Source organism: Candidatus Pelagibacter sp. HIMB1506, assembly GCF_052047935.1.
Taxonomy (GTDB): Bacteria; Pseudomonadota; Alphaproteobacteria; order Pelagibacterales; family Pelagibacteraceae; genus Pelagibacter.
Window position 1 is genome coordinate 1,210,136 of the sequence record NZ_JBNAIS010000001.1, and the last position, 13,473, is coordinate 1,223,608.

13 protein-coding genes are annotated in these 13,473 nt (G+C 29.6%); 1 reads left to right on the top strand and 12 read right to left on the bottom strand.

What is annotated here, in order from left to right:
- Positions 1 to 102 precede the first annotated feature (102 nt).
- Entirely contained in the window at positions 103 to 1,191 is a 1,089-nt protein-coding gene (locus ACTTA8_RS06465; RefSeq protein ID WP_440654996.1) for a GAF domain-containing protein, read from the top strand.
- On the opposite strand, the gene ACTTA8_RS06470 is transcribed toward ACTTA8_RS06465, so the two are convergent.
- The 12 genes from ACTTA8_RS06470 to ccmE all read right to left on the bottom strand — a co-directional run bounded on the left by ACTTA8_RS06470 (position 1,188) and on the right by ccmE (position 13,467).
- Positions 1,188 to 2,393 carry an MFS transporter gene (locus tag ACTTA8_RS06470; RefSeq protein WP_440654997.1) on the bottom strand — a complete coding sequence of 402 codons (1,206 nt, stop codon included), beginning with the start codon at positions 2,391 to 2,393 and terminating at the stop codon, positions 1,188 to 1,190. The genes ACTTA8_RS06465 and ACTTA8_RS06470 overlap by 4 nt on opposite strands.
- A gap of 6 nt (positions 2,394 to 2,399) precedes the next feature.
- Positions 2,400 to 3,353, bottom strand: coding sequence for a 2-hydroxyacid dehydrogenase (locus ACTTA8_RS06475; protein WP_075505843.1), 954 nt, complete (start codon positions 3,351 to 3,353; stop codon positions 2,400 to 2,402).
- A 7-nt stretch (positions 3,354 to 3,360) separates the two neighbouring features.
- Positions 3,361 to 4,650, bottom strand: coding sequence for a glycolate oxidase subunit GlcF (glcF, locus tag ACTTA8_RS06480; protein WP_440654999.1), 1,290 nt, complete (start codon positions 4,648 to 4,650; stop codon positions 3,361 to 3,363).
- Positions 4,650 to 5,930: an FAD-binding protein gene (locus tag ACTTA8_RS06485; RefSeq protein ID WP_440655001.1), complete on the bottom strand. Its 1,281-nt coding sequence runs from the start codon at positions 5,928 to 5,930 to the stop codon at positions 4,650 to 4,652. The genes glcF and ACTTA8_RS06485 overlap by 1 nt, the downstream gene beginning before the upstream one ends.
- On the bottom strand, positions 5,884 to 7,380 hold the full coding sequence (locus ACTTA8_RS06490; protein WP_440635392.1) for an FAD-linked oxidase C-terminal domain-containing protein: 1,497 nt from the start codon (positions 7,378 to 7,380) through the stop codon (positions 5,884 to 5,886). The genes ACTTA8_RS06485 and ACTTA8_RS06490 overlap by 47 nt, the downstream gene beginning before the upstream one ends.
- Before the next feature lie 3 nt (positions 7,381 to 7,383).
- The gene (locus tag ACTTA8_RS06495) at positions 7,384 to 8,547 is read right to left on the bottom strand and encodes a pyridoxal phosphate-dependent aminotransferase (RefSeq protein ID WP_440655002.1); all 1,164 of its coding nucleotides are present in this window, start codon (positions 8,545 to 8,547) and stop codon (positions 7,384 to 7,386) included.
- 73 nt (positions 8,548 to 8,620) lie between these two features.
- Positions 8,621 to 9,772 carry an alpha-hydroxy acid oxidase gene (locus tag ACTTA8_RS06500; protein ID WP_440655003.1) on the bottom strand — a complete coding sequence of 384 codons (1,152 nt, stop codon included), beginning with the start codon at positions 9,770 to 9,772 and terminating at the stop codon, positions 8,621 to 8,623.
- 10 nt (positions 9,773 to 9,782) lie between these two features.
- Positions 9,783 to 10,295, bottom strand: a complete 513-nt coding sequence (locus ACTTA8_RS06505) for an acyloxyacyl hydrolase (protein ID WP_440655004.1) — start codon at positions 10,293 to 10,295, stop codon at positions 9,783 to 9,785.
- 6 nt (positions 10,296 to 10,301) lie between these two features.
- The gene (locus tag ACTTA8_RS06510) at positions 10,302 to 10,661 is read right to left on the bottom strand and encodes a cytochrome c-type biogenesis protein (protein ID WP_440655006.1); all 360 of its coding nucleotides are present in this window, start codon (positions 10,659 to 10,661) and stop codon (positions 10,302 to 10,304) included.
- Positions 10,658 to 11,176 (bottom strand): DsbE family thiol:disulfide interchange protein, encoded by a 519-nt coding sequence (locus ACTTA8_RS06515; RefSeq protein WP_440655008.1) that lies wholly within the window; start codon positions 11,174 to 11,176, stop codon positions 10,658 to 10,660. The genes ACTTA8_RS06510 and ACTTA8_RS06515 overlap by 4 nt, the downstream gene beginning before the upstream one ends.
- Entirely contained in the window at positions 11,173 to 13,047 is a 1,875-nt protein-coding gene (locus tag ACTTA8_RS06520) for a heme lyase CcmF/NrfE family subunit (protein WP_440655010.1), read from the bottom strand. Before ACTTA8_RS06520 ends, ACTTA8_RS06515 begins: the two co-directional genes overlap by 4 nt.
- Positions 13,048 to 13,467, bottom strand: a complete 420-nt coding sequence (gene ccmE, locus ACTTA8_RS06525) for a cytochrome c maturation protein CcmE (protein ID WP_262589939.1) — start codon at positions 13,465 to 13,467, stop codon at positions 13,048 to 13,050.
- Positions 13,468 to 13,473: the final 6 nt, after the last annotated feature.

Consider the following 13,473-nt stretch of genomic DNA (forward strand, 5'->3'; position numbering starts at 1 on the left):
CTGATGTAGAATGGAGTCAACGGCATCTTTATATGTACAGAAAGTTAACAATTACAACCTGTGGTTGGTTGTTGTATCTAAAAAAACAAATAAACTTTCAAAATGTCAAACTTAAGTCACTCAAACAGCGAACTTAGAAATATCCTACATAAAAGGAATATGAGCTCTTATGAGATGGGAAAAGATATTAACGAAAGTTGGTTAAGATGTATCAGTGAAGGCCTTGATCCATTTAATGATCCTAAACAAAGTGTAATTTCATCAATCGAATTAAAAGAGATAAAAGAGCGAAATGAAACTATCAGAAGAATAATTATTCCTGAACTAGAACTTTTATATTCCCAAATAGCAGGAACAAATTTTATGGTAGCTTACTCAGATGAGAAAGGATTAGTCTTAGATACAATTTATGACAAATCTTGTTTACAAACTGACGTTGGTAAAACAGTAATACCAGGTTCAATTTGGGCAGAAAAAATTTGTGGAACAAACGGTCTTGGATTATCTGTTGAACTAAAAAAACCAACTATCGTTTCGGGTAAAGAACACTTTTTTACCGCTCATGAAAATATTTCGTGCTTTGCAAGTCCAATCATAAATTATGACGGTAAAATTATTGGTATTATTGATGCTTCAACAGACTCAATGTCCAGAGAACAACATACGCTAGCTTTAGTAAGACTTGCAACCAGAAGTATCGAAACCAAATTGTTTATTAAAAAGTTTGAAAACGAATTAATTATTTCTTTTCACCCAAGACAAGAATATCTAACTACAACTAGTGTTGGAATGCTGGCAATAAATGGGGATGGATTAATTGTGGGTGCAAATAACAATGCAAAAATTATGCTTAATGGACTAGTTGATTTAAAAAATGAAAATTTTAATAAAATTTTTACAACTTCATTTTCATCAATTGCATCAGATATCTTAAATAATAAAACTCTAAAGATAACAGATCATTTAGGTTCATCTGTTTTTGTGGTCAAAAGTCAAAATTTTAAAGAAAGTAAATTTATAGAAACTGGCAAGCAAAACAAAACTTACGCTTGTAAAAATTGCGAGGATACAAAAATTAAAAGAGAAAAGTGTATTCTAATTAGATCTACTTTTAGTGAAACTAATAATATTTCTGCAGCATCAAGAAAATTAGGTGTATCTAGAACTACAATTTATAAGCATCTAAGTTAATTATTTTTTACTAAAAAATATAAATAAGAAGTTAAAGACGTAACTAGTACAAAAGACATTGCTAATTGAAATGAAGCAATTTCAGAATAATTTAAACTTAATCCTAAATCTATAATAAGGCCGATTATCCATTGCAGAAAAAAAGCACCTATAAATATTAACAAATTATAAGAAGTTAGAGCTTTGCCTGCATTAGATACAGAGAAAGCCATCCCAACTGCTGGCTGAATTAAGGACAAAAATACAGCTGAAACTATGAATAATGCCCAATGAATTGAATCTGTATTTGGACCTAGATAAATAATTACACCCAATATCAATAAACTTAATGGTGAACCATATTTCAACAATCTGATTGCATCATTAACGTTCTTTGAAAATTTCGGAACAAAATAGCCCCATATCAAAAATGATAGCAACATAAAAAAATAAATTAAAAATAACCCTTTTGCACTTTCTTCTGGTTTATACCCAGATACTTTTATCATCCAAGGACCAGCCCATAGTGTTTGGATAGCAAATAATCCTCCAGTGCTAAAAAAGCCCATTGGAATAACACTTCTGAAGAATTGATTTTGCCAAACAATACTCAATTTTGCATCATCGTTTTTCTGACTACCTTTTGAAGTCCACTGAGGAATAAAAATAATTATCAAAATTATACAAACCAAAGTTATGAAAGCTAAAAGCAAAAAAATATTTCTCCAACCAATTATAGGTAAGAAAAATTGAACTGGTAAACTTGATGACAACATACCAATTGCACCGACCATTAACATCCATGAGTTTGCACGTTGTTGGGTTTCATCTTGATACCAAATCCGATAAGCTGTCAAAGGCCCCATTAAACAAGCTCCAACACCAACTCCTATAATAATTCTAGATACTAAAAGAGTTAAAAAATTCTGAGCGAGAGCAAATATTAATAAACCAACAATGGTTAATGATAAAAAGTATGAAACAATTTTTCTTGGACCTCTCATGTCTAGCATATAGCCTAAAGGGATTTGTACACTTGCAAATCCTAGAAAATATCCACCTCCCAATAATCCAAGCTCTCCCGCAGAAAGATTAAATTCATTTACTAATTCAGGTGAAATTGTTGCAGTTATTGCTCTTAAGAGAGTAGAAATAAAATATCCTAAAGCAAAAACTAAAAAAATTATAATAGCTTTTGATTTAGCTAGAACAGGTTTATTCATTAAAATTTAGTTAACTTTATTAACGCAATTACCAGTTCTAAAAAATTCTTCTATATTGTCTATCGCTAAATTTCCCATTGCAATTCTAGTATCTTTTGTGGCGCTTCCTAAATGAGGCAAAACAAAAACACTCGGGATTTTTAAATAACCAGGATTTAAATTTGGTTCATTTTTATAAACATCTAATCCTGCTGCATAAATTTTTCTTCTATTCAATGCATCAATCAAAGCTTCATCATCAACTATATCACCTCGAGCAACATTTGTTATCACAGCACCTTTGGGGAAATACTCAACTGTCTCTTTATTTATTAAATTTTCTGTTTCCTTTGTAGCTGGGCAACAGATAGATAAAACATCTGAAACTGAAAAAAGACTTTTTATACTGTCATGATAAATTGCGCCCTGCTCTTTATCTTCACTTAATTTTGAACGATTATGATAATGAATAACCATGCCTAAAGATTTAGCAATATTTGCAATTTTTTGACCGATACGACCCATACCTAAAATTCCTAATCTTGTTCCTGTTAACTGTTTTCCAATTAAATAATCTGCGGACCATTTCCATCCACCCTCACGAGCAGACTCAATTCCCTCAGACGCTCTTCGACAAGCTCCTAATATAAGTAATATTCCTATCTCAGCTGTAGCATCTGATAAAACTTCTGGGGTATTAGTGACAGCAATACCTCTTTTTTTAGCAGCATCTAAATCAATGTTTCCAAAACCAACTGCAAAATTTGAAATTATTTTAATACTATCTGGAAGCTTATTTATTGTATCAGCATCTAATTTTTCAGTTAAAGATGATAAAATTCCATCGCATCCTTCGCTCATTTCAATAATTTTTGATTGTGAATAAAGTTCATCATTTGAATTAAATTTAGCTTCAAATAATTTTGATGCTTTATCTTCACTCTCTCGGATTAGTCTTCTAGTAATTAAAATTTTTTTCATAAAACCCCTATTTTAAAATTTCAGGTTTGGGACCGCCTGTGTACCAATCTAAAACTTCAATTGTATGTAAAATTGGGACTTTAGTACCATGAGAAATTTGGGTAATACAACCAATATTTCCTGTTGAAATAAAATCAGGATTTAAACTTTCTATGTTATTTACCTTATTTTCTAATAGTTGTTTTGCAATTTTTGATTGTAAAATATTGTAAGTTCCTGCTGATCCACAACAAATGTGCCCTTGTGGAATTTCCATTATTTCATTATCAGTTTTTTCAAGTAATGAAATTGGTTGTGAATGAACTTTTTGACCATGCTGCATTGAACATGCAGAGTGATAAGCAACTTTATATTTCTTTCCTTTAGATTTTATATTTAGTTTTAAACTTTCAAAAATATACTCAGAAATATCTCTTGTAAGATCTGATATGACTTTTGCTTTTTTACTTAACTCTTTGTCATCTCTAAAAATAAAACCATAATCCTTCATGGTAGTACCGCAACCTGATGTATTAGATAAAATTGCGTCTAAATTTCCCTTTTGATGCTCCTCATACCAAGTATTTATATTATTTTTAAAATCTTGGTGAGCATCCTCTTCTTTTCCTAGATGATGATTTAAAGATCCACAGCAACGAATTTTTTTGGGAACCACAACTTCAATCCCATGTCTATTTAATAATCTGATTGTTGCTTCGTTTATTTGAGGTGAAATTTCTTTTTGTACACATCCAGTTAATAAAGCAACTCTTGCTATTCTTTTCTTGTCTGAAACTTTGTAAATCTCTTTAATAGGTAAAGTTTTTTTTGGAAAAGTTGTTGGCATTAATTCAATCATGTCTTTAATCTTTGTAGGCATTAAGAATTTGAATGGCATTGCCAATTTAACAAAAAAACTTGAAAGTCTAAATACTTTAACATTTGGTAAAGTGATTGATAAAAAATATCTAATTAGTTTATCAAAAAAAGATCTTTCATAATTTTTTTCAATATATTTTTTTCCATGATCTATGATGTGCATGTAATTTACACCTGCAGGACAAGTAGTCATACAGCTATAACATGAAAGACAACGATCAATGTGCTTAACAACTTTTTCAGTTGGTTTTCTGTTATTTTCCAACATGTCTTTAATAAGATAAATTCTACCTCTTGGTCCATCCAATTCATCACCTAACAGCTGATGTGTGGGACAAGTAGCATTACACATTCCACAGTGAACACACTTTTTAAATACTTTTTCTGTAGCAAAATTATCAGAATCTTTAAGTTGCTGTTCAGTAAATTTTGTCTGCATTAAATTCCTCTATACATTTTTCCAGGGTTTAAAATTCTTTTTGGATCAAAACTTTTCTTAATTTTTTCTGAAATCATCAAACGTATATCATCGACTGTAAAAATTGATTCTCCATAATCATAATCTGCTGAAGTTTTTATTACAGTTAAATAACCACCTGACTCCAGAGCTATTTTTTTTAGCTCTTTTATTTTTTCTTCTTTTTGTTCATCAACTTCTATCCAAAATAATGATCCACACCAATCTACAAAATATTTATATTTATTGTCTAAAAATTTTATTAAATTTGATCCTTTTGCTGGAGGAATAACCATTCTGATTAAATTATTTTTGGTATTCTCAAAAATTTCTAAATTATTAATTTTTTTCCAAAATGGTTCTGATTGATAAACATCTAAAGTAGAAATTTCAAATTTATTAAGTTCAAGCTCTTTACTTAAATTTTTAATTTTTTCCTTAATTGAAATTTTATCTCCCTCTACTCTAAAAGCTAGAAAAGAAGTATTTGATTTTAAATCATTAAATTTAAATACAGAATTTTTTTTCTTTAAAAAATCATCATCCTTTGATTTATTGGGAACATACACGGCTCCTGATATTTCACTGCTTGAACTTGATAATTTAATAAATAAATCAAAAATCTCTTCAAATTTATCAATATAAATTGCGATTGTATTTGAAGTATCTTTTTTTGGTAAAACCTTTAAAGTGATTTCTGTTAAAGCTACTAATGTTCCAAAAGATCCAGCTATAAGTTTTGACAAATCATAACCTGTAACATTTTTAACTACTGTGCCACCTGATTTAATAATATCCCCTTTGCCATTTACTCCTTTAAAACCCAACACATGATCTCTAACACTTCCAACTTTAAACCTTCTTGAGCCTGCATAATTACAAGATAAATAACCTGCAACTGTTCCTTTGTTAGATACACCATTTTTTATATAACCAAAATCAATAGGCTCAAAAGCTAATTCCTGATTATTTTCATCAAGTATTTTTTCAACTTCTTCAATTGGTGTGCAAGCCTTTACTTTAATATACAGTTCTTCAGGTCTGTAATCTATTATGCCTGTTAGCTTCGAAAGTGACATTGTATTTGCTGATTGAGCTTTATTTCCTATGAAGCTTTTAGAATTATTTCCTATTATTTCTGTAGGAGAGTCTTTTTTGTAAAGTTCTCTAATTAATTCTGAAACTTCACTCTCATTTTTTGGATAATAGATATTATTAGAATCTTGGAAGATCTGGGAATTTATCTTTGCTTTTATGGACATGAACCCTTCCTTCCTCCGCGCACTTTCTGAGAATAGGATATACTTTTCCAGGATTTAACAAATTTTTTTCGTCTAATGATTTTTTAATATCTAACTGTTGTTGAATATCATTATCATTAAACATCTCACACATAAGTTCTCTTTTTTCAATACCAACTCCATGCTCTCCTGTGATTACTCCTCCAAGTCTTACGCAAGTTTTTAATATTTCTGATCCAAACTCTTCAGTTTTTCTTAACTGCTCTTTATCATTTCCATCAAACATAATTAGTGGATGTAAATTTCCATCACCCGCATGAAAGCAATTTGCCACTGGTAAATTATATTTTTCTGAAAGTTTTTTTATTTCAAGTAAAGCTTCTGCAAGTTTACCTCTAGGTATTGAGCCATCCATACAGTAATAATCTGGGGCCATCGCACCACATGCTGGAAAAGCAGCTTTTCTTCCAGCCCAAAAAGATAGTCTTTCTTTTTCATTTTTGCTTAATTTTAAACTTGAACAATTATTTTTTTTACAAATTATCTCAACTTTTTTAATCAACTCATTTACTTCTGACTCTGTTCCATCAAGTTCAACAATTAATAATAATTCGGCATCTCTTGGATAACCAGCTTTGCTAAAATTATCTGTTGCTTCAATAAGAGCTTTGTCCATAATTTCCATTCCAGCAGGAACTATTCCGCTTGAAATTATTTCAGACGCTGCATCTCCTCCTTCTTTAATTGATGGAAAACCAATTAAAGCTGCTTTAACAACTTCTGGTTTTTTCAGAATCTTAACAGTTACTTCAGTAACAACGCCTAATAATCCTTCTGAACCACAAATTAATCCCATGAGGTCATATCCTTCTTGATCAAAAGATTTTCCTCCAATTTTACAAATGGTTCCATCCATCATTACCATTTCTACACCTAAAATATTGTTTGTAGTGGTTCCATATTTTAAAGAATGAACACCTCCTGAATTTTCAGCCACATTACCACCTATTGAGCATGCTAATTGACTAGATGGATCTGGAGCATAATAAAAACCCTTATGTTCTACAGCATGAGTAATTCCTAAATTAGTAACACCAGGTTGAGTGATCACACATTTATTCTCATAATCAATTTCTAAAATTTTATTAAATTTTCCTAAACCTAAAAGGATGGCATCTTGCAAAGGTAATGCTCCACCAGATAAACCTGTACCAGCTCCTCTTGGAACTACTTTGATATTTTCTTCATTGCAATATTTAAGAATTTCGCTAACTTCTTTAGTGTTTTCAGGCAAGACCACAGCTAAAGGCGTTTGGGTATAAACTGAAAGAGCATCAGTTTCATAAGGTCTCAATTCATCAGCTTCGCTTAAAACATTTTCTGGGTTAGTTAAACTTGATAGTTTTTTTACTATTTGAGATTTATTAGATACAATAGACCTATCAATTTTTGGCAAAGCTATTTCAGACATAGCTTAACCTAGCATTTTTTTGATATTTTCCAATGCGTTAGAAATGTTATCCTGAGATGCAGCAAAGCTAAATCTTACGTAATCTTTGCATGTTTTTCCAAATGCTGTGCCTGGGACAATAGCAACGCCCGCTTCATGCATAGCTCTTTTACAAAACTCTGAACCATCCATTCCAGTCCCTATAACTTTTGGAAATGCATAAAATGCTCCTCCTGGTAAACTACATTCTACTCCGGGTAGACTATTCAGTCCTTCATGAATTAATTTTCTTCTTTGTGTGAATTTTTCCATCATCAAATCAATTGAGTCGTCTGGTCCATCAAGTGCTGCTATTCCTGCAAATTGAGCTGCAGCATTTACACAAGATACACTATTGATTAGTAATTTATTAATATGTTCAATTAAATTTTCAGGCCAAAAACTCCAACCTAATCTCCAACCTGTCATTGAGTAAGCTTTACTCCATCCTTCTAAAACAATTAGTCTTTCTCTTAACTCAGGATAGTTAAAGAATGTTGGCATTTCTTTATTATCAAATATTTGTCTACTGTAAATTTCATCACTCAAAATAGTTACGTGAGGATGTTTTTTTAAACCCTCTGCTAATTTATCAATTTCAGATTTCTCAACAAAACTTCCAGTTGGATTATTAGGATTTATTAAAATTAACAATCTAGTTTTTTCAGTTATTAATGATAAAATTTTATCTGCACTAAATTTTAAATCTTTATCTTCTGTTAAATCATAAGGTACAGCAGTAGAGCCTGTATAATTGATCATAGACTCATAAATAGGAAAAGCTGGTGTTGGATGAATAATTTCAGCTCCAGGCTCACCAAAACATTGTATTGCATAATGCATTGTAGGTTTACCACCTGGCATTATGATAATTCTTTCAGGATCTACTTCAGTGTTATATCTTTTCTTGATCCATCTAGTAACCGCCTGTCTGCACTCTAAAATTCCGTTTGAAAGAACATAACCATGGTGACCATCGTCTAAAGCTTTTTTTGCAGCTTCAACTACATGTTTGGGTGTTTTAAAATCTGGCTGACCTAACCCAAGATGTATCATTGGGTTTCCTTGTGCCTCTAATTTTTTAGCTTCAGCTAAAACTGAGAAAGCACTTTCTGTTCCAAGTCTATCAAGTGACGCTGCAAGTTTCATAATAAAGTTGGAAAATATACATAAATTAAATTGATTGTCTATTAAGATAAAATTTAAATTTCCTTAATTTATCTTAATTTCTGTAGATTATTTTTGATGCATCAAGATCTTTTACGGATTTACAACCCATCAAAATCATATTTCTTCTAATTTCTTTTTGCATGTTCTCTAGTAATCTTTCAACGCCTTTTTGTCCTCCGGCACCTAAACTAAAAAGAAAAGCTTTTCCAAAACTACAAGCAGTTGCACCAGCGGCAAGAGCTTTTAGAACATGTGTTCCTCTTCTTACGCCACCATCTAGAATTATTTCTAATTTATCTCCTACAGCATCTGAAATTGCTTTAACTTGATCAAAGGGTGACCTAGATCCATCCAATTGTCTTCCGCCATGATTAGATATCATTATTGCTGTACAACCTATATCAATTGCTCTCTTTGCATCTTCAACAGACATCACACCTTTTAGTGCCATTGGTTTATTCCATTTTTTAATACAGTATTCTGCATCTTTCCAATTCATTGCTGGATCATATTGCTCATTTATATAATCCATTACTGATTTAGCTATGTTTGTTCCTTTGTCAGTTTTGTTTTTAATGTTTGCTAATTCAAATTTTTTATTAGTAAAATATTTAAAAACCCAACCAGGTCTCATAGCAAAACTTAATAAACTATCTAATGTAAATTTAGGTGGGGTAGTAAAACCCGTTCTATGATCTCTTTCTCTATTACCAGCAACTAAAGTATCAACAGTGATGCACATACCATCAAAATTTGCTCTACTACATCTTTCAATTAAATCATCTGTAATTGATTTATCTTTATGAATGTAAAGTTGAAATAGTTTTGGACCACTAGAAATATTTGCAACTTCTTCAATAGAAAATGATGCCATTGTAGACATACTATAAATTGTATTAAATTTCTCTGCTGCTCTAGCGGAAGCTTTATCGCCCTCTGGATCATACAAGCTTTGCATTGCTGTAGGAGATAAAAATAAAGGCATATCAATTTTTCTCCCAAAAACTGTTGTGGATAAATCAGGTTCACCAACACTATTCAAAATATTAGGAACTAAATCACAGTCATTAAATGAATCTGTATTTCTGTTTAAAGTTATTTCATCATCCGCACCACCATCAATATAATGAAAAATAGGCGCTGGAAGTTTCTTCTTGGCTAATTTTCTAAAATCGTCAAAATTATAACAATCACTTAAGTTCATAAAAAATTTACTAAAAGTTTTTAAAGAAATTAAACATATAGCTATTTGCCCCAGGGTTTTTGCTTCCTAAACTCGCATTGGACAAATGATTATATGAAAAGCCAAATTGACTATTTTCAGACATGTCTAAAGAGATTTGTAATTCAGTTTTAAATTCTAAAACATGGCCAAGATCTTTTCCATCTCCCTCATGATACAGTCCAGGGGCAAAACTTGGATTAAAATTTAAAGATCCTATTTTATATTGTGCCTCTACTCCTGTGTAAACGTAGGCTGCGCTATCTGCTGTAAGAAGAGCGCCAGTTATTGGTGACAAATTTCCTAAAAAAGTATCTCTATTTAAATTTTCATTTTGATGCTGAAAACCTAACAAAGTTGATTTTTTGCCATCATCACTAAAATCAAACATTCCTGTGTAAACATTAAATTCTGTATTTAAATCATTCGATTTAATTTCTTCCGCATTTAATGAAATCGTAAATGTTAAAAATAAAAATAAAATCAGAATTTTTTTTAATTGCATTATGGGTTAATTTTTAAATTTTAGTTTTTTGAGGATTATTGCACCTCCAAGTAAAAATATCAATATTGGCAATAACCAAAGTATATAAGTATTTTTATTTAAACTAGGATCATACAAAATCCATTCTCCGTATTTTTCTTTAAAAAAATCATAAATTTGGTTTTCAGATAATCCTTCCTCAAGTTTTTTATCAACTAAAATTTTCATACTATTTGCGAAGTCAGAATCTGAATCGTACACAGATTGACCCTGACAAATTAAACATCTTAAATTTTTCGTAATCTTATTTCTTTCAAGCTGATCACTAGCAAATGATATTTTTGGAATTAATAATAAAATAACTAAAATAATTTTTAAAATTCTCATTTTATAATCAAGTTAATTTCTTTGACTAATTGTTCATTTAATGGCCCAATATATTTTGCAACTATTTTATTTTTATGAATTAAAAAAGTTTCTGGCACACCATATGCCCCCCACTCTATTGAAATTGTACCATCTTCATCTAATAATATTGTTTCGTATGGATTTCCCAATTTTATTAGAAAATTTTGAGCATTATTAAAATTATCTTTATAATTTAATCCAATTAAAGTTATTTTATTGTTTTCACTTAATCTCATTAAATAAGAATGTTCTTGTCTACAGGGAACACACCAAGAGGCCCATATGTTTAATAAATAAAATTTATTTGAATTAAATATTTCTGATGAATTAACATTTTCTTTAGTGTTAAAATTAATACTAGAAAAAATTGGTACATCTTTTTTTATTTCAGACTTAGGAGTGTAGATGTTAGTTTCCTGCAAACCTTTATAAAATATTAAAAAAATAATTATAAAACTAATTATTATGATTGAAGGTATTAATTTATCTTTCATATTTTCTTTCTAAAAAAACTTAATATTCCACCCATACTTAATAATAATACTGATACCCATATCCAAAGCATAAAAGGTTTGTCTTGATATCTAACATTAAAATATTCCTGATTTTGCACCAAGTTTATGACAATAAATTTATCTTTCATTAAAGAAGTTTTAATATCAGCTTCACTGGTTACTATATTTGGCTGATTATAAATTCTTAACTCTGGAGACATTTTATTAATTTTTCCATCTGGAGAAATTATTTTAAAATTTGCTACTACTGAGTTAAAGTTTTTTTCACTTCTCTGGTTTACGTCCTCAAGTGTAATTTTAATTTTTGAGTTTTCATAACTTTCACCAATTTTAAGATTAGTTATTACTTCACTAGAAAGTAAATTATTAAATAAAATACCTAAGATTAATAAGCTAAATCCAAAGTGAGCAATATTTTGAGATATGTTTTTAAATTTTATTGTAAAAAAATCCCTTACAGTAATAAAAAATAAATAAAATGCACTTGAGATTAAAATAGTGTTTACAAGGAAATTTTTATCAAAATTCTTAACAATTAAATAAGATATTAAAATCGATATAAATAATAAAAATATAAGAATTTTTTTACTCTCTAAGTTAGATTTAATCCATTTCAATTGAGGTCCAATCGCCATAGCGATTAAAAATGGAATTAAGAAAGGGATAATTAGTTTATGATAGAACGGTGGACCGACTGATATTTTTTCTGAAGAAATTACGTCTAAAAAAATTGGATACACTGTACCGATTAAAACTACAGATAAAAAATACATCATGAACCAATTATTCAATATAATTGCACTTTCTTTACTTAACCAAAAAAGATTTATTGAATTCTTTTGATCCTCTTTATGAAAAAAGAAAAAAATAAATAAAGAAATAAAAATTAGAACAAATAAAAATATTAATATGAATAGACCTCTTTCAGGGTCGTTAGCGAAAGTATGAACTGAATTAAGGATACCTGATCTAACTAAGAAAGTTCCACACATACTAAGTGTAAATGTAGCTATAGATAAAATTATAACCCAAGATGTTAAAATCGATTTTTTCTCTAAAACTAATATACAATGTAGTAATGTGGTTAATGCTAACCAAGGCATAAGAGATACATTTTCAACTGGATCCCAAAACCAAAATCCTCCCCATCCTAGTTCATAATAAGCCCAAATAGAACCTAGTAAAATTCCTAAGGTCAAAAAAATCCATGAAACTAAAGTCCATTTTTTTATATGAGTTGCCCAGCTTCCTGAAACCATTTTTAAAGTTGTTGCTGCTAATGCAGAGGAAAATATTATTGATGAACCAACATAGCCTAAATATAAAATAGGTGGATGAATTGCTAATGCAGGATCTTGCAATATTGGATTTAAACCTAAACCTTGCTCAGGAATTGGGAATAAGTAATTAAATGGATTAGAAGTTTTTAATAAAAATATAAAAAAACCGATAATTATTATCTGCTGAAATATTGTTGTTAGAGTTTTGTATTTTATAGATTGATTATTTGTTCTTAGTAAAAAAATAAAAATGAATAATGTTAAAACCAACAACCACAATAACAAACTACCTTCATGATTTCCCCAAGTTCCCGTAATCTTGTAAAATAAAGGTTTAGTAGTATGAGAATTATTAAATACAGTTTCATTACTAAAATCTGAAACTACAAAAGATAAAACTAAACCAAAAAAACTAATAACAACAAACAATAATTGTAAAAATGATAACGATAATATTTTAGTATCTAAAATTTCTGAATTTCTAAAATTTTGAACTGAAAAGTAAATCAAAATTAAACCACTAATTAATCCTAAAATTAATGCATAGTATCCAACAACACTATAAATCAATTAATTTTCCTCCAATGCAGCTTTAACCTCTGGAGGCATATAATTTTCATCATGCTTTGCTAAAATTTTTGTTGCTGAAAAGAAATTTCTGTCTTTCAAAACACCTTCAGCTACAACTCCCTTTCCTTCCTCAAATAAATTTGGGACTGCCCCTGAATAGGTAACATTAATCTCATTTTTAAAATCTGTAATGATAAAATTCACTTCGTTAGAATTCATACTAATAGAATTTTTTTTAACCATTCCACCTACTCTGATTTTATTATTTGTCAGCTCAGTTAATGACTTAATCTCTGAAGGAGATTGAAAATAAACAACGTTTTCCTCTAAGGATTTTAAAACTAAAAAAACAGTTAATATTAAAATTAATAAAATAGTCGAAACAAACAGAAATCTTAACTTAACTTTTCGACCATACATCGATCA

Coding starts and splice junctions, on each gene's coding strand:
- ACTTA8_RS06465 (WP_440654996.1), top strand. CDS start 103: ATGTCAAACTTAAGTCACTCAAACAGCGAACTTAGAAATATCCTACAT.
- ACTTA8_RS06470 (WP_440654997.1), bottom strand. CDS start 2,393: ATGAATAAACCTGTTCTAGCTAAATCAAAAGCTATTATAATTTTTTTA.
- ACTTA8_RS06475 (WP_075505843.1), bottom strand. CDS start 3,353: ATGAAAAAAATTTTAATTACTAGAAGACTAATCCGAGAGAGTGAAGAT.
- glcF (WP_440654999.1), bottom strand. CDS start 4,650: ATGCAGACAAAATTTACTGAACAGCAACTTAAAGATTCTGATAATTTT.
- ACTTA8_RS06485 (WP_440655001.1), bottom strand. CDS start 5,930: ATGTCCATAAAAGCAAAGATAAATTCCCAGATCTTCCAAGATTCTAAT.
- ACTTA8_RS06490 (WP_440635392.1), bottom strand. CDS start 7,380: ATGTCTGAAATAGCTTTGCCAAAAATTGATAGGTCTATTGTATCTAAT.
- ACTTA8_RS06495 (WP_440655002.1), bottom strand. CDS start 8,547: ATGAAACTTGCAGCGTCACTTGATAGACTTGGAACAGAAAGTGCTTTC.
- ACTTA8_RS06500 (WP_440655003.1), bottom strand. CDS start 9,772: ATGAACTTAAGTGATTGTTATAATTTTGACGATTTTAGAAAATTAGCC.
- ACTTA8_RS06505 (WP_440655004.1), bottom strand. CDS start 10,295: ATGCAATTAAAAAAAATTCTGATTTTATTTTTATTTTTAACATTTACG.
- ACTTA8_RS06510 (WP_440655006.1), bottom strand. CDS start 10,661: ATGAGAATTTTAAAAATTATTTTAGTTATTTTATTATTAATTCCAAAA.
- ACTTA8_RS06515 (WP_440655008.1), bottom strand. CDS start 11,176: ATGAAAGATAAATTAATACCTTCAATCATAATAATTAGTTTTATAATT.
- ccmE (WP_262589939.1), bottom strand. CDS start 13,467: ATGTATGGTCGAAAAGTTAAGTTAAGATTTCTGTTTGTTTCGACTATT.